Consider the following 14,719-nt stretch of genomic DNA (forward strand, 5'->3'; position numbering starts at 1 on the left):
ATACACAGAATTATGAACGCAATGGCGCGGAAATCACAGTTAGCTGGCGCCTGCTTTAAACGCATGCAGCCGATTCATCGCTTTTATCCGATCTTCTTTCAGCCAGAGCTCGGTGCAGCGCGCCGCTTCATCAATGGCATCATCAATCAGCTTCTGCTCGCTGAGAGGCGGTTTACCTAACACGAAACCGGTCACCAGATGGCGATCGCCGGGATGGCCGATACCGATACGCAGGCGATGGAAATTATTGTTATTGCCCAGCTTGCTGATGATATCTTTCAGCCCGTTATGGCCGCCATGACCGCCACCTTGCTTAAATTTAGCCACGCCCGGCGGCAGATCCAGCTCATCATGCGCCACCAGAATCTCTTCCGGGGCGAAGCGATAAAAACTCGTCATGGCCGCTACCGCTTTACCACTCAGATTCATAAAGGTGGTAGGGACCAGCAGACGCACATCCTGGCCCGCCAGCGTCAGGCGCGCGGTATAGCCAAAAAATTTGGCTTCTTCTTTCAGCGACACGCGCTGGCGTTCCGCCAGTAAATCTACATACCAGGCTCCCGCGTTATGGCGCGTTGCCGCATATTCGGCGCCCGGGTTCGCCAGGCCGACAATCAGTTTAATCGACACGTTATTATTCCTGAAAAGCGCTAAATTCGCGGCATAGTGTACTGTGATGCCAGGCTAATCACAAAGCGCGACAGCCAGGCTTCACCCGGGGGAGCGTCGATAAACGCTGTTCCTGTAAGCCGCACCGCCAGAATTAACTTCTTACACCGGGAAAACGGCTTCTGTAGAGTAGCCATTTTTTACCCTTGCGACTTGACCCTCACGTTACGTAAGACATCACACTTCGCCATGAAGCAGCAAAACAGGAGACGCGACAACATGTTGATACAGGTAGGCGAACTGGCCCGGCGTGCCGGGATCACCGTTCGTACATTACATCACTACGAGTCGCAGGGCCTGCTGCTGCCTTCGGCCCGCACTGAAGCAGGTTACCGGCTTTACAACGCCCGCGATGTGGAGCGCCTGCATACAATCCAGGCATTGACCCACATGGGACTGAGCCTGGCTGAAGTGCGCGCCTGTCTGGAGAACCATTCGGTTGCTCTGACCGACATTATCGATCAGCAAATCGCCATGCTGAACAGTCAGATTTCACGCCTCTCCAGGTTGCGTGAAAGACTGCAGGCTTTGCAGAGCGATTTGAAGATGGGGCAGGAGCCGAATCTCTCTGAATGGCTAACCACACTGGAGTTGATGAAAATGTACGATCGTTGGTTCAGTAAAGTAGAGCTGGATACGCTGCCTTTTGCCCGCAAAGATCCGGCGCGGGAAAATGAATGGCGGCAGCTGGTGCAGCAGGTAAAGCAGTTAATGGCACAAAAAATCCCGCCGGAGCAGCTGCAGGCACAGCGCCTTGCTACCCGCTGGATGGAGATGCTGGAACGTGATACTGCAGGCAAGCCCGATTTCCTGACGCGGCTGAACGAAATGCACGCTAAAGAGACGCAGATGCAGGCGCAAACCGGCATCACCTCAGAGGTTCAGGCATACGTGACACGGGCATTTGCGGAGTCGAAGCTGGCGATCTACCAGCGCTACCTTAGCCCTGATGAGTACCGCTACACGCGCGCTCACTACTTTGATCGCATGATGGAATGGCCGCCGCTGGTGGCAAAACTGCATGCAGCGCGGGCAAAGGGAGTCGATCCGGCAAGTGAAGAAGCGAAGGCGCTTGCGGCGCAATGGCTTGCGCTTTTCACTTCTTTTGCCGGGGAGAATCCGCAAACGCATCAGAAATTTCGCGAGGCGATGAGCAGGGAGCCTGCGCTGACGGTAGGGACCTGGATGACCCCTGAGGTGCTGGGCTGGCTGCAGCAGGCAGTAGGTGCGCTGATGCAGAGTAAAGCAACAGCGCGTTAAGGTAAGAATTCGGGGCGGCTCATGGGCTGAACCCGCAGCAAGGAAATAGCAGAGGGCCCAGGGAAGGGCTTCCCGTCTGCACAGGCCACGGCTTCCTGCCCCTGTCAGCAGGGGCGTGGTGTACGTCGGGACGGGAAGGAGCACAAAGGCTGATAAAACGTAATGATAACTTGACGTGATTAATCATTTTCTATCGAAATCAACAGGCTGCAGTAAAGATTTGTCAAAGTTTGTTGGCGGAGTGTGATCCTGTACGCAATTAATTTGCCGGTCATCTCCTAAGCTTATGGCTATTAACATTATGTGCTCTGGACTCGCCGAGGCTTATAAGGAAAGGAGGTTACGATGAAACGTCACCATGCACGTTATGCTGGCAACTGCCTGATGGTTCTGGGATTAGCCACGATGATTGCAGGGGTTGGTTATGCCATCATCAATCAGCTGCCTTCGCTCCACTTGCCGCAGTTTTTAGCGCACGCAGCGATGTTCGGCATCTTTATTGGCGCGCTGCTCTGGCTGACCGGTGCACGTATCAGCGGGCGTGAACGGGTGGAAGACCGCTACTACTGGCTACGCCATTTTGGTGATAAGCGCTGCCGTCGCGCTTCCCATCAGCGTCAGCGTCACGGCTGAGCCAGCGGTGTGAGCGGCACGCTAAACGACGGGTAGTATTCCGTGCGATTGCGACCGCTGGCTTTCGCACGGTAAAGCGACTCATCCGCTCGCGCCATCAGCACCAGAAAACGCTGCTCCTGGGCATCGCTGGTCGCCAGGCCGATGCTGACGGAATAACGGATCTCTTCCGGCATAGACAGCAGGGTTGCGTTGCGAATTTGTTCACACACCAGCAGAGCCTGTTGTCCATCCAGCGCCAGAACAGCAGCAAACTCCTCGCCACCCAGACGGGCAAAGTGTGCCTCTTTCGGCAGCCGTTTTCTCACCACCTCGCAAAAATCGATCAGTACCTGATCCCCTTTCTGATGACCGTAACGATCGTTGATGCTTTTAAAATGGTCGAGGTCAAACAGCACCACACTAAAAGGTTGCTGGCGACGCGCACAGCTGGCGGCCAGTTTCTCCGCCTGATCGAGCAGGGCGCGGCGATTGCCGACCCCGGTTAAGGGATCGAGTAAAGAGGCGCGTTTGTGTGCAGTCTGGGTGCGTTCGTTAACCATAGCCAGAATCGTAAAGGCCAGGCCAATCACAAAGAGTATCGATTCCAGAATGACGTAAACCGAAAACAGCGAGCCGCCAATGGCGCCCGGTCGTGAGATGAGCTGGGCATCATCGAGAAAGATGCGCGCCACATGAAAACAGAGATGAATCCACAGCAGCAGTTGCCCGGGCCAGAAGGTAGCCCTGAGTGTCTCGCGCGCCTGCCAGAGCAGGCGGATCAGGGCAATGGTATAGAAGATACAGAACAGGCAAACGGCAACTACCCGTTTTGGCTGTGCATAGTAAAAGTCAGGAAAACAGCACAGTAGCGCCCAGAGCAGAGCTCCGGCGAGCCAGCCGTAACGGTAGGCTTTACCGCAAAAGGTGCGGAAAGCATTCAGCAACAGGCCATACCCCAGCATGATAAGCGTGTTACCTACCATAACCGGGAGAAACTGCAAGCCAGTGCTGCGCAGACTGCTGAAGAATACCGACAGCAGGGTAAGAATCAGCGCAAGACAGGTAAAACCCAGCGTACGATCGCGCTGTGAACCAAACCAGGCAAAGATCAGGATGATACTGAGAAAGCCCAGCACATAGAGCTCGCAAACAAACAGAGTGTAAATATCGAGCGCCATGATGAGCCGATGTCCAGAAAAATTGCGTGCAAAATAGCACTAATTGTCTGGAATCCGGAACTACTAATATTGGTTTAAGATGAAAAGAGTGGAAGGCGCGGGTAACGGCCGTACAGACACTTTTTTATGGCGGGAAAACGCAGGGATACCTGTAAATTATCAGCCAGAAAAGGCGGATCAGCAGCAAAATATGAGGCAAAAAAACCGGGCTCGCGGCCCGGTTTTTAACAGAAACTTAGTGCTCAAACATCGCAGAGATCGATTCTTCGTTGCTGATACGGCGAATCGCTTCAGCCAGCATGCCGGAAAGCGTAAGAATGCGCACATTAGGCAGCGACTTCATCTCTTCGGAAAGCGGAATGGTATCGCACACAATCACTTCGTCAATCACGGAATTGCGCAGATTTTCCGCCGCGTTACCGGAGAAAATCGGGTGCGTGGCGTAAGCGAAAACCCGTTTGGCGCCACGCTCTTTCAGCGCTTCCGCAGCTTTGCACAGAGTACCGCCGGTATCGATCATATCGTCAACCAGTACGCAGTCGCGGCCTGCCACGTCACCAATAATATGCATGACCTGAGAGACGTTGGCACGCGGACGACGTTTATCGATAATCGCCATATCGGTGTCATTCAGCAGTTTGGCGATGGCACGGGCGCGTACCACACCACCGATATCCGGCGAAACGACGATCGGATTTTCCAGGCCGATCTGCATCATATCTTCCAGCAGAATCGGACTGCCAAATACGTTATCAACCGGGACATCAAAGAAGCCCTGAATTTGTTCTGCGTGCAGGTCAACCGTCAGAACACGGTCAACGCCAACGCTGGAAAGGAAATCGGCCACAACTTTAGCGGTAATTGGCACGCGCGCTGAACGCACACGGCGGTCCTGACGAGCATAACCAAAGTAGGGGATCACTGCGGTAATACGACCAGCAGAAGCACGACGCAGCGCGTCGACCATCACGACCAGTTCCATCAAATTATCATTTGTGGGAGCACAGGTGGACTGGATGATGAAAATATCACCACCGCGTACATTTTCGTTGATTTGTACACTTACTTCGCCATCGCTGAAACGACCGACAGCGGCGTCACCGAGGCTGGTGTAAAGGCGGTTGGCAATACGTTGTGCTAGTTCCGGGGTGGCGTTACCAGCAAAAAGCTTCATATCAGGCACGAGAAGAACCTCAGGCTTTGCGTCCAGAGAATGAACGGCACTACGGTAACCGGCGCATACCGCAGGGCCTGTCCATACGGGTGTGTTGATGCCTGGAGTGCAGTGTCTGGAACAGGGTGACACTGTCACTCACAGGCTTAACCCCCGGAAAGGGTACGCTGGAGCGGCGAGACGTTAACGCCTCGGGCAACAAATCCACGTACCCATTTCGGGGCAAGTTCAAGCACCTGACGAGCAGCTGGCTCGGTGTCAAATTCGGCAAACACGCAAGCGCCAGTTCCGGTCAGGCGCGACGGCGCGTATTCTAGCAGCCAGGAAACAAGCTCATCAACCTTACGAAAACGTTTTCTTACGACTGATTCACAATCATTATGAAAAGGCAGGCGCAAAAGCGTCTCCAGTGAGCGGACCGGTGAATCTCTGGTCAGCGCTGGATCGTTAAATACGTCGGGCGTGGCAACGCTGACACCAGGATGCGCCACAAGATACCACTTTTCTGCAGGTTCTGCTGGTTGTAATAATTCGCCGACGCCTTCAGCGAACGCCGCATGACCATAAACAAACACCGGCACATCGGCACCGAGGCGCACACCGATGGCGGCCAGCTCAGCGGCGGACAGCCCGGTCTGCCATAAATGATTCAGCGCCACCAGCACCGTGGCTGCATTGGAAGAGCCGCCGCCCAGGCCACCGCCCATTGGCAGACGTTTCTCAATCGCGATTGCCGCGCCTGCGTTTGCCGGCAGGCTGTGGCGTGCCTGTGCCGCGTCGATCAGCGCCTGCGCGGCACGCACGATCAGATTTTCCGCCTCAGGGACGCCATCAACCGGCGTCAGCAGTTGAATGCGACCGCTCTGGTCCGGGGTAATATGCAGCGTGTCGCCATAATCAAGGAACTGAAACAGCGTCTGCAAATTATGGTAGCCGTCAGGACGACGGCCGGTGATAGACAAAAACAGGTTAAGTTTCGCCGGAGCGGGCCAGGTGGTTATCATTGCAGCGTCCAGTTATCCATTCGCAGTTTGATGCGCTGGTCGCCGGCGCGCAGCTCCAGACTGGCCGGCAGCGGCGGCGTGGTTTTGCTGTTGTAATCCTGAATGGTCATCTCCCACTGCTGGCCGTTGCGGCTGTAGCGTGCGCTGCGCAGCTGATACTGCTCATTCAGGGTGTAGTCACGCGCCTCGCCCGGCAGTCCCAGCATCCATTGCCGCAGATTCGCCAGCGGAATATCCATGCCGGTCAGCTGAGAGATCATCTTCTCCGCGTCGTTACTGACGTAACGTTTGCCTTTGTTATCGACCAGTTGCACCACCGAACCCTGCGCATCCAGCTGCAGCTCGGTGCTGCCCAGCGGGTTGGTCAGCAGCAGACGATAGCGATCCGGCGCAGTCTGCTGCCAGTTAAAACGGGCATAAACTTTCTGTTTGTCAGAGAGATAGGCAAAAGCGCCGCGCGTCTGGAACTGACTGACCTGTGCGACGGACTGCTGATGCTGTTGCCACTGGGGGGATGTCGTGTCCGGGCCCGGTCCCTGCGGTTTATTAATGCTACAGGCAGCCAGCAGTACGCTGGCAAGAGGTAAAAGGCGCAACAGGCGGCGCGGGGGCAAATGCATCACGTGGTCATCTCCTCAGACACGTTTTTAATACGTAACAGATAACGCTAACCATCCGCATTTAAGCCGTCAATGCTGTTATGCGGATAATTCGCAGGATCAGGTTAATCTTATTACAGTCATAGCCTTTGTATGGCTTTTCATGATCTGATGCATCTTGTAGAATGCGCCTCACAAAACCTGACAAACATTGGGACAACCCAACTTCAATCACCATGACGCTGCTCGCTCTCGGAATCAATCATAAAACGGCACCTGTGGCCCTGCGCGAACGGGTATCGTTCGGGCCGGACACGCTGGAACAGGCGCTCAACAGCCTGCTCTCTCAGCCCATGGTGCAGAGCGGCGTCGTGCTCTCCACCTGTAACCGCACCGAACTGTACCTCAGTGTAGAGCAACAGACTGATTTGCAGGAAAAACTGGTGCGCTGGCTGTGCGACTATCACCAGTTGCAAGAAGAGGATGTACGCAACAGCCTCTACTGGCATCAGGGGAATGCCGCGGTCAGCCACCTGATGCGTGTCGCCAGCGGCCTCGATTCCCTGGTGCTGGGCGAACCGCAGATCCTCGGCCAGGTGAAAAAAGCGTTTGCCGACTCGCAGCGCGGTCATGCGCTATCGACCGATCTGGAACGCATGTTTCAGAAAACCTTCTCGGTTGCCAAACGGGTACGTACCGAAACTGAAATCGGTGCCAGTGCGGTCTCGGTGGCCTTTGCGGCCTGTACCCTGGCGCGTCAGATCTTTGAATCGCTGGCTGGCGTTAACGTCCTGCTGGTGGGCGCAGGCGAAACCATCGAACTGGTGGCGCGGCATCTGCGCGAGCATCAGGTGAAAAAACTGCTGATCGCCAACCGTACCCGTGAGCGCGCTGAGCGCCTGGCGGAAGAGGTGGGCGCGGACGTGATTGAGCTCGGCGAGATCGAAGCGCGTCTGGCCGAAGCGGACATTATTATTTCATCCACTGCCAGCCCGCAGCCGATCATTGGCAAGGGGATGGTAGAGCGCGCGCTGAAAGCGCGTCGTAACAAGCCAATGCTACTGGTCGATATCGCCGTTCCGCGCGATGTCGAGGCGGCTGTCGGCAAACTGGCTAACGCTTATCTCTACAGCGTGGACGATCTGCAGGCCATCATCGAGCAGAACATGGCGCAGCGCAAAGCGGCGGCAGTTCAGGCGGAAGATATTGTCCAGCAGGAGAGTGGCGAGTTTATGGCCTGGCTGCGTGCGCAGAGCGCCGTAGAGACCATTCGCGACTATCGCAGCCAGGCGGAAGAGATTCGGGCCGAACTGGAAGCTCGCGCCCTGCACGCGCTGCAGCAAGGGGCCGATCCGCAGCAGGTGCTGCAGGAACTGGCCCATAAGCTCACCAACCGTCTTATTCATGCTCCAACCAAATCACTGCAGCAGGCTGCCCGCGAAGGCGACAGCGAACGCCTGCAAATTTTACGCGACAGCCTCGGCCTGGAGTAGGCTGTCCTTACCTGTCACGGGATAATCTCACTACATGAAGACGTCTATTGTTGCCAAACTGGAAGCATTACAGGAGCGCCACGAGGAAGTGGAGGCGCTATTGGGCGATGCAGGCGTGATTGCCGATCAGGAGCGCTTTCGGGCGCTTTCCCGCGAATATTCCCAGCTGACTGACGTAACCAACTGCTTTCGCCAGTGGCAGCAGGTTCAGGAAGATATTGAGACGGCAGAAATGCTGCTTGATGATGCCGAAATGCGTGACATGGCGTATGACGAGCTGAAGCTGGCGCGCGAAAAGAGTGAAACCCTGGAGCAGCAGCTGCAAGTGCTGTTGTTACCGAAGGATCCCGATGATGAACGACCCTGCTTTGTAGAAGTCCGCGCCGGTACCGGGGGCGATGAAGCGGCGCTGTTTGCCGGTGATCTGTTCCGCATGTACAGCCGCTACGCCGAGGCACGACGCTGGCGGGTGGAAATTATGAGCGCCAACGAGGGCGAGCATGGCGGCTATAAAGAGGTGATCGCCAAAATCAGCGGCGAAGGGGCCTATGGTCGCCTGAAGTTTGAATCCGGCGGACATCGCGTACAGCGCGTGCCGGAAACCGAATCGCAAGGGCGTATTCACACCTCCGCCTGTACCGTGGCGGTGATGCCGGAGCTGCCGGAAGCGGAGCTGCCGGACATCAATCCGGGCGATTTGAAAATTGATACCTTCCGCTCCTCCGGGGCGGGCGGTCAGCACGTTAACACCACCGACTCCGCCATCCGTATCACCCACCTGCCGACCGGCATTGTGGTGGAGTGTCAGGATGAGCGTTCCCAGCATAAAAACAAGGCCAAAGCGCTGGCGGTGTTAGGGGCGCGTATCCACGCGGCGGAAATGGCGAAACGACAGGCGGCGGAAGCGTCCACGCGCCGTAATCTGCTGGGCAGCGGCGACCGCTCCGACCGTATTCGCACCTATAACTTCCCGCAGGGACGGGTGACCGATCACCGTATCAACCTGACCCTTTACCGTCTCGATGAAACCATGGAAGGCAAGCTGGATACGCTGATTGAGCCTATTGTGCAGGAGTATCAGGCTGACCAGCTGGCCGCACTAGCCGGGCAGGAATAATGGATATCCGGCACTGGTTAAAACAGGCTATCGCCACGCTGTGCGGCGGCGATAGCCCGAAACGCGATGCCGAAATCCTGTTGTCCCAGGTTACCGGCAAATCGCGCAGCTGGCTGATTGCTTTTGATGACACTGTGCTGAGCGCCGAACAGCTGGCGGAGCTGGATACACTGCTGGCCCGGCGCGCACGCGGCGAGCCAATTGCGCATCTGGTGGGTGAGCGGGAGTTCTGGTCGCTGCCGCTGCGCGTCAGCGATGCCACGCTGATTCCGCGGCCGGATACTGAACTGCTGGTCGAGCTGGCGCTGGCCCGTCTGCCCGCGACACCCGCCACGCTGCTGGACCTCGGCACCGGCACCGGGGCAATTGCGCTGGCGCTGGCCAGCGAGCGCCCCGATTGTCAGGTGACTGGCGTGGATCGCATTGCCGCAGCGGTCAGTCTGGCACAGGAAAATGCTGCGCGTCTGCAGCTCAGCAACGTCACTTTTACCCTCAGCCACTGGTTTCGCGATCTCTCTCCCTGCCGTTTTGACCTGATTGTCAGTAATCCTCCCTATATCGATGCCAGCGATCATCACCTGCAGCAGGGCGATGTGCGTTTCGAGCCGTTAAGCGCGCTGGTAGCCGATGAGGCGGGGCTGGCCGATCTGCGTACCATCATTGAGCAGGCGTCAGACTGGCTGGCGCCGGGCGGCGCGCTGCTGCTGGAGCATGGCTGGCAGCAGGGCGCACAGGTGCGTGCCCTGATGCAGCAGCACGGTTATTGCGCGGTGAGTACAGAGCAGGACTATGGCGGCAACCCGCGTGTGACTCTGGGATATACACAACAATAAGGAAGCGACATGGCGACGTATTATCCTCTTATCAAGTATTTACATCTTTTAACGGTAATCATTACCGTGCTGCTTTTTTTGCTGCGCTTCTTCTGGCAGCGCAGCGGATCGGCGATGCTGCAGCGGCGCTGGGTACGTATTGTTCCCCATGTGAATGATACCCTGTTGCTGCTCACGGGCGCGCTGCTGGTAGCGATTACCCATTTCTATCCTTTTTCCCCGCAAGGAAGCTGGCTGACTGAAAAGCTGTTAGGGGTTATTATCTATATCGCTTTAGGGTCTGTGGCGTTAAGTCGTCGCCCGCGTACTGACCGCACTCGCTGGGTTGCGTTTGTTATTGCGCTGCTGGCTCTGGTGATGGTGATCAAGCTGGCAGTGACGAAAATGCCATTTTTGGGGATAGTATGACCTCGGTTGAAGAATTTGATTTTACCCAGGCACCGCTGTGTCAGGCGGTGATCCGGGCGACCAGCGTGATTCGGGATGATTTTTCTACCCGGGACGTTGAACAGCAGCTGGCTGCGCTGGTAGCAGAAGCGCGTCATTATGTGGCATCAGAACAGGATGCCGATCTGCAGCTGGAGAAGCTGCTGGAGTTGTTTTATTGCCAGTGGGGCTTTGGCGGCGCCAGTGGCGTCTACAATTTATCGGATGCGCTCTGGCTGGATAATGTGTTGAAAACCCGTCAGGGCACGGCGGTGTCGCTGGGGATTATTTTGCTGCATATTGCGGAGCAGCTGGAGCTGCCGTTGATGCCGGTGATTTTTCCCACGCAGCTGATTCTGCGCGCCGACTGGCTGGATGGAGAGATGTGGCTCATCAATCCCTTCAATGGTGAGACGCTGGATATTCATACACTGGAAGTGTGGCTGAAGGGCAATATCAGCCCGACCGCGTGCCTGTATGAAGACGATCTTGATGAGGCGCAGGCGGCCACCGTGGTACGGAAAATGCTCGATACTCTGAAGGCCGCGCTGATGGAAGAGAAGCAGATGGAGCTGGCGCTGAATGTCAGCCAGGTGTTACTGCAGATCGATCCGGACGATCCCTATGAAATTCGCGATCGTGGACTCATTTACGCCCAGCTGGAGTGTGAGCATATCGCCCTCAGCGATCTGGCTTACTTCGTGGAGCAATGCCCGGAAGATCCGGTGAGCGAAATGATTAAAGTGCAAATCCACGCGATTGAACAAAAACAAGTGACGCTGCATTAAGCGCGCACGCAGAGAAAAGGAAAGGGCATGACACAGAAAGTAGTGAGTATTGGTGATATCAACGTCGCAAACGACCTGCCGTTTGTACTCTTTGGCGGAATGAACGTACTGGAATCATACGATCTCGCCATGCGCATCTGCGAACATTACGTAAAAGTCACCGATAAACTCGGTATCCCTTACGTTTTCAAAGCCTCTTTTGATAAAGCTAACCGCTCTTCAATTCGCTCTTACCGTGGGCCGGGTCTGGAAGAGGGGATGAAAATTTTCCAGGCGCTGAAACAGGCGTTTGGCGTAAAAATCATTACTGATGTACATGAAGCCTCCCAGGCGCAGCCGGTGGCTGACGTGGTAGATGTCATCCAGTTGCCTGCCTTCCTGGCGCGCCAGACCGATCTGGTGGAAGCGATGGCGAAAACTGGCGCGGTGATTAATGTGAAGAAACCGCAGTTCGTCAGCCCGGGCCAGGTCGGCAACATTGTGGATAAATTCATCGAGGGCGGTAACGACAAAGTTATCCTGTGCGACCGCGGCAGCAACTTCGGTTATGACAACCTGGTCGTGGATATGCTCGGCTTCAACGTGATGAAGAAAGTGAGCAATAACAGCCCGGTAATTTTCGACGTGACCCATGCGCTGCAAACCCGCGATCCTTTCGGGGCGGCGTCTGGCGGTCGTCGTGCGCAGGTGGCTGAGCTGGCGCGTGCCGGTATGGCGGTAGGCATTGCCGGTCTGTTCATTGAAGCGCATCCGGATCCGGAACATGCGCTGTGTGACGGTCCTTCTGCGCTGCCGCTGGACAAGCTGGAGCCGTTCCTGGTGCAGATGAAGGCGATCGACGATCTGGTGAAAAGTTTCCCGGAACTCGATACCAGCAAATAAGCGCCAGAAAGAAAAAAGAGCGAGAAATCGCTCTTTTTTTCGTCTCACATTCCCCGACGCTTACAGCATAATGGTCATCAGGTAGCCGACAAACAGGGCCAGGTGAGCCGCACCGTTCAGCACATTGGTGCGTCCGGTGGAGAAGGAGATGTGGCAGAGGATCAGCACGGCACTCATCATCACCATATGCGGCGGCTCCAGGCCGAAAATCAGCTGCTGACCGGTAAGGGTAGCAATAATGGTTACCGCGGGTACGGTCAGTGAGATGGTTGCCAGTACTGAGCCAAAGAACAGGTTCATGGCGCGCTGCACCTGATTCATCAGCACGGCGCGGATGGCGCCCAGTCCTTCCGGCGACAGGATCAGCAGCGCCACCAGAAAACCGGTGAACTGCTCCGGTGCATTCAGTTCCGTCAGCAGGAACTCCAGCGTACCGGCGTTCATTTTCGTCACGCTAATCACCGCGACCAGATGGATCAGCAGCCAGAGCGTATGCCAGAGGCTGCTGTGTGCCGACGGCTTGCCGTGATGGGGATCATCGCCCTCATCTTCATGTTCATACACAAACAGGCTCTGATGGGTTTTGGTCTGAATCAGCAGAAAAACCCCGTACATGGCGGCGGAAACCGCGGCAATCAGGAGCGCCTGGGCGGGGGTGAAATTGCCGCCGGGCAATGCATTGGGGAAAACCAGTACCAGCATCGCCAGCGGGAAAATAGCAATCATGTACTGTTTCACCCCGGCGAGGTTCAGATACTGGGTCGCAAACTTGCGCCCGCCCAGCAGCAGCGCGCAGCCGACCAGCCCGGAGGAGACAATCATGATGATGGAGTAGAGCGTGTCACGCATCAGGGCGGGGGCGGCATCGCCGGTCGCCATCAGCGCGGAGATCAGACTGACCTCAAGGATCACCACCGAAAGACTGAGAATCAGGGAGCCGTAGGGTTCTCCCAGCCGATGCGCCAGCACATCCGCATGACGCACCACACTAAAGGCGCTGCTGAGGATGGCGATCAGCGCCAGCAGGTTAATCGCGGAAAGGATGAGCAGGGAATGGTCGCCACCAAAAAACCACAGCACGACCAGCGCCGTTAAGGGTAAAAACAGGGAATACTCAGTATGTCGGGTTTTTTCATGTGCCACCATTCACTTTCCTCTCCGGCTAAGCAGAACACAGGAACAGACTGCCTGCCCCTTCAATCATATGCGAATTATCGCGTTTCGCAGTGTACGCTTTTCGTCAGCGTGCCGGACCAGATTTACCTGTTTTTACTTAGTTCCTTTTTTTCGCGTCGGTCAGGCATAATTTTATCTTATTATATTTTAATAAATATAAATCATGGTGTTGTATTTTGTTACATCTAACATAAAGCCACCAAAATCCTTCGTTCCTGCTGGGGTTTTCTGCTACTTTAACTATTTATGGCCTTATTTCTGGTCTGGTGGGTGAAAATCGTGGCTTGCAATATCTGGCTGATAAACCAGGATTAACAGGTCGGTAAAAAGGAGGATATATGCCTTATCAGTCAAGAAGCGAATTGCCAGACAGCGTCAAAAATGTGCTGCCTGCCCATGCACAGGATATCTATCAGAAGGCGTTCAATAGCGCCTGGGATGAGTATAAAGACAAAGAAGATCGGCGTGGCAATGACTCTCGTGAAGAGGTCGCGCATAAAGTCGCCTGGGCGGCAGTGAAACATGAGTATGAAAAAGGGGATGATGATAAATGGCATCCGAAGAAATAAGTGGCTGAGCCTGCCGGGCCGATCTCTGTCGGCCCTTTTATGATCGCGATCGCGTAACCGGCGCAACAGATTCAAGCCTGTCACCAGCGGGCCGATGTTGTTAACAGGACTTTTTAGTTTGTGATCGGTGTCAAACTTGAAAGCGTCGGCATAAATGCATTAAGGTCGACTGATAGTGCGTCACACTGGTTCTTTGAATCACAGGAGCTAACCAACACGGAAGAGGTTGCGGTTAAGGAGGTTGAGTTGCTAACCCGGGAATTCTTATTAAAAGCGGATTGTAAAACGTCTTTTGGTGATATCGAAGATGCGTTGTTGTGGAGCGCGGAACAGCGCGCTTCCTCGCTGGCGGCCACTCTGGCCTGCCGTCCGAATCACTGTCCGGTATGGATTTTCGGCTACGGTTCATTGATGTGGAATCCGGTATTTGAAGCGGAGGAGGTGGCGGCGGCAACCTTACAGGGCTGGCATCGGGCATTTTGTCTGCGACTGATTGCCGGACGCGGTACGGCTGCACAACCGGGACGGATGCTGGCGCTGAAAGAGGGCGGCAGCACCAGTGGACTGGCGTTTCGTCTGCCGGAAGCGCGGCTGCAAGAGGAGCTGGAACTGCTGTGGAAACGAGAAATGATCACCGGCTGCTACCTGCCTACCTGGTGCGAACTGACGCTGGATGATGGCCGCCGCGTCACGGCGCTGGTGTTTATTATGGATCCGCGCCATCCGCTGTATGAGTCAGACTCCGGCCACGGCACTATTGCTCCCCTGATCGCGGCGGCCAGCGGCCCGCTCGGCACCAATGCGCAATATCTGTTTTCTCTGGAGCAGGAGCTGGAGAAGCGGGGGATGGTCGATGAAAGCCTGACGGCGCTGGCGCATCAGGTGCGGCAGCTGCAGTCCTGCCACAATACCCTGATGGGGTAGAACAGGGCGACC

General features: G+C 55.8%; 16 protein-coding genes. 10 read left to right on the top strand and 6 right to left on the bottom strand.

All coding sequences use genetic code 11. The annotated features are described in order from the left end of the window. Positions 1-39: 39 nt before the first annotated feature. Positions 40-630: an aminoacyl-tRNA hydrolase gene (gene pth, locus E0E17_RS15210; RefSeq protein WP_165446238.1), complete on the bottom strand. Its 591-nt coding sequence runs from the start codon at positions 628-630 to the stop codon at positions 40-42. Between the two features lie 258 nt (positions 631-888). Here pth and E0E17_RS15215 point away from each other — a divergent pair, with 258 nt between their 5' ends. Together E0E17_RS15215 and ychH are read left to right on the top strand one after the other, a co-directional pair. Further along, positions 889-1,929: a MerR family transcriptional regulator gene (locus E0E17_RS15215; RefSeq protein ID WP_130834851.1), complete on the top strand. Its 1,041-nt coding sequence runs from the start codon at positions 889-891 to the stop codon at positions 1,927-1,929. A gap of 345 nt (positions 1,930-2,274) precedes the next feature. Beyond that, entirely contained in the window at positions 2,275-2,562 is a 288-nt protein-coding gene (gene ychH, locus E0E17_RS15220; RefSeq protein ID WP_130834852.1) for a stress-induced protein YchH, read from the top strand. On the opposite strand, the gene E0E17_RS15225 is transcribed toward ychH, so the two are convergent. From E0E17_RS15225 to lolB, 4 genes are all read right to left on the bottom strand, one after another. Beyond that, complete coding sequence (locus E0E17_RS15225) at positions 2,553-3,722, bottom strand: GGDEF domain-containing protein (RefSeq protein WP_130834853.1); 1,170 nt, start codon at positions 3,720-3,722, stop codon at positions 2,553-2,555. The genes ychH and E0E17_RS15225 overlap by 10 nt on opposite strands. 235 nt (positions 3,723-3,957) lie before the next feature. Continuing rightward, positions 3,958-4,905 carry a ribose-phosphate diphosphokinase gene (gene prs, locus E0E17_RS15230; RefSeq protein WP_130834854.1) on the bottom strand — a complete coding sequence of 316 codons (948 nt, stop codon included), beginning with the start codon at positions 4,903-4,905 and terminating at the stop codon, positions 3,958-3,960. Between the two features lie 137 nt (positions 4,906-5,042). Continuing rightward, positions 5,043-5,900 carry a 4-(cytidine 5'-diphospho)-2-C-methyl-D-erythritol kinase gene (gene ispE / locus E0E17_RS15235; protein ID WP_130834855.1) on the bottom strand — a complete coding sequence of 286 codons (858 nt, stop codon included), beginning with the start codon at positions 5,898-5,900 and terminating at the stop codon, positions 5,043-5,045. Then, the gene (gene lolB, locus E0E17_RS15240; RefSeq protein ID WP_130835578.1) at positions 5,897-6,520 is read right to left on the bottom strand and encodes a lipoprotein insertase outer membrane protein LolB; all 624 of its coding nucleotides are present in this window, start codon (positions 6,518-6,520) and stop codon (positions 5,897-5,899) included. The genes ispE and lolB overlap by 4 nt, the downstream gene beginning before the upstream one ends. 215 nt (positions 6,521-6,735) lie before the next feature. Between lolB and hemA the strand changes: the two genes are divergently transcribed. The 6 genes from hemA to kdsA are packed head-to-tail and all read left to right on the top strand — an operon-like array spanning position 6,736 to position 12,038. Then, complete coding sequence (gene hemA / locus E0E17_RS15245) at positions 6,736-7,992, top strand: glutamyl-tRNA reductase (RefSeq protein WP_130834856.1); 1,257 nt, start codon at positions 6,736-6,738, stop codon at positions 7,990-7,992. A gap of 34 nt (positions 7,993-8,026) precedes the next feature. Next, complete coding sequence (prfA, locus tag E0E17_RS15250) at positions 8,027-9,109, top strand: peptide chain release factor 1 (RefSeq protein ID WP_130834857.1); 1,083 nt, start codon at positions 8,027-8,029, stop codon at positions 9,107-9,109. Beyond that, complete coding sequence (gene prmC, locus E0E17_RS15255; RefSeq protein WP_130834858.1) at positions 9,109-9,942, top strand: peptide chain release factor N(5)-glutamine methyltransferase; 834 nt, start codon at positions 9,109-9,111, stop codon at positions 9,940-9,942. Before prfA ends, prmC begins: the two co-directional genes overlap by 1 nt. A gap of 9 nt (positions 9,943-9,951) precedes the next feature. Then, positions 9,952-10,350 carry a SirB2 family protein gene (locus tag E0E17_RS15260; RefSeq protein WP_130834859.1) on the top strand — a complete coding sequence of 133 codons (399 nt, stop codon included), beginning with the start codon at positions 9,952-9,954 and terminating at the stop codon, positions 10,348-10,350. Next, entirely contained in the window at positions 10,347-11,156 is an 810-nt protein-coding gene (sirB1, locus tag E0E17_RS15265) for an invasion regulator SirB1 (protein WP_130834860.1), read from the top strand. The genes E0E17_RS15260 and sirB1 overlap by 4 nt, the downstream gene beginning before the upstream one ends. Before the next feature lie 27 nt (positions 11,157-11,183). Further along, entirely contained in the window at positions 11,184-12,038 is an 855-nt protein-coding gene (kdsA, locus tag E0E17_RS15270; protein ID WP_130834861.1) for a 3-deoxy-8-phosphooctulonate synthase, read from the top strand. Between the two features lie 60 nt (positions 12,039-12,098). Here the strand turns inward: kdsA and chaA are convergent, their stop codons facing one another. After that, positions 12,099-13,184, bottom strand: a complete 1,086-nt coding sequence (chaA, locus tag E0E17_RS15275) for a sodium-potassium/proton antiporter ChaA (protein WP_130834862.1) — start codon at positions 13,182-13,184, stop codon at positions 12,099-12,101. 368 nt (positions 13,185-13,552) lie between these two features. Here chaA and chaB point away from each other — a divergent pair, with 368 nt between their 5' ends. Both chaB and E0E17_RS15285 read left to right on the top strand, forming a co-directional pair. Continuing rightward, positions 13,553-13,783 (top strand): putative cation transport regulator ChaB, encoded by a 231-nt coding sequence (gene chaB, locus E0E17_RS15280; protein WP_130834863.1) that lies wholly within the window; start codon positions 13,553-13,555, stop codon positions 13,781-13,783. A gap of 246 nt (positions 13,784-14,029) precedes the next feature. Continuing rightward, a complete protein-coding gene (locus tag E0E17_RS15285) occupies positions 14,030-14,707 on the top strand; it encodes a gamma-glutamylcyclotransferase (RefSeq protein ID WP_130834864.1) in 678 nt (225 codons plus the stop codon). Positions 14,708-14,719 lie beyond the last annotated feature (12 nt).

This window comes from [Erwinia] mediterraneensis (genome assembly GCF_900604315.1).
GTDB lineage: Bacteria > Pseudomonadota > Gammaproteobacteria > Enterobacterales > Enterobacteriaceae > Pantoea > Pantoea mediterraneensis_A.

Excerpts from the sequence above, each read along its gene's own strand:
- E0E17_RS15260 (WP_130834859.1), top strand. The coding sequence starts at position 9,952 with ATGGCGACGTATTATCCTCTTATCAAGTATTTACATCTTTTAACGGTA.
- sirB1 (WP_130834860.1), top strand. The coding sequence starts at position 10,347 with ATGACCTCGGTTGAAGAATTTGATTTTACCCAGGCACCGCTGTGTCAG.
- prmC (WP_130834858.1), top strand. The coding sequence starts at position 9,109 with ATGGATATCCGGCACTGGTTAAAACAGGCTATCGCCACGCTGTGCGGC.
- chaB (WP_130834863.1), top strand. The coding sequence starts at position 13,553 with ATGCCTTATCAGTCAAGAAGCGAATTGCCAGACAGCGTCAAAAATGTG.
- chaA (WP_130834862.1), bottom strand. The coding sequence starts at position 13,184 with ATGGTGGCACATGAAAAAACCCGACATACTGAGTATTCCCTGTTTTTA.
- kdsA (WP_130834861.1), top strand. The coding sequence starts at position 11,184 with ATGACACAGAAAGTAGTGAGTATTGGTGATATCAACGTCGCAAACGAC.
- E0E17_RS15225 (WP_130834853.1), bottom strand. The coding sequence starts at position 3,722 with ATGGCGCTCGATATTTACACTCTGTTTGTTTGCGAGCTCTATGTGCTG.
- E0E17_RS15215 (WP_130834851.1), top strand. The coding sequence starts at position 889 with ATGTTGATACAGGTAGGCGAACTGGCCCGGCGTGCCGGGATCACCGTT.
- lolB (WP_130835578.1), bottom strand. The coding sequence starts at position 6,520 with ATGCATTTGCCCCCGCGCCGCCTGTTGCGCCTTTTACCTCTTGCCAGC.
- hemA (WP_130834856.1), top strand. The coding sequence starts at position 6,736 with ATGACGCTGCTCGCTCTCGGAATCAATCATAAAACGGCACCTGTGGCC.
- prfA (WP_130834857.1), top strand. The coding sequence starts at position 8,027 with ATGAAGACGTCTATTGTTGCCAAACTGGAAGCATTACAGGAGCGCCAC.
- ychH (WP_130834852.1), top strand. The coding sequence starts at position 2,275 with ATGAAACGTCACCATGCACGTTATGCTGGCAACTGCCTGATGGTTCTG.
- ispE (WP_130834855.1), bottom strand. The coding sequence starts at position 5,900 with ATGATAACCACCTGGCCCGCTCCGGCGAAACTTAACCTGTTTTTGTCT.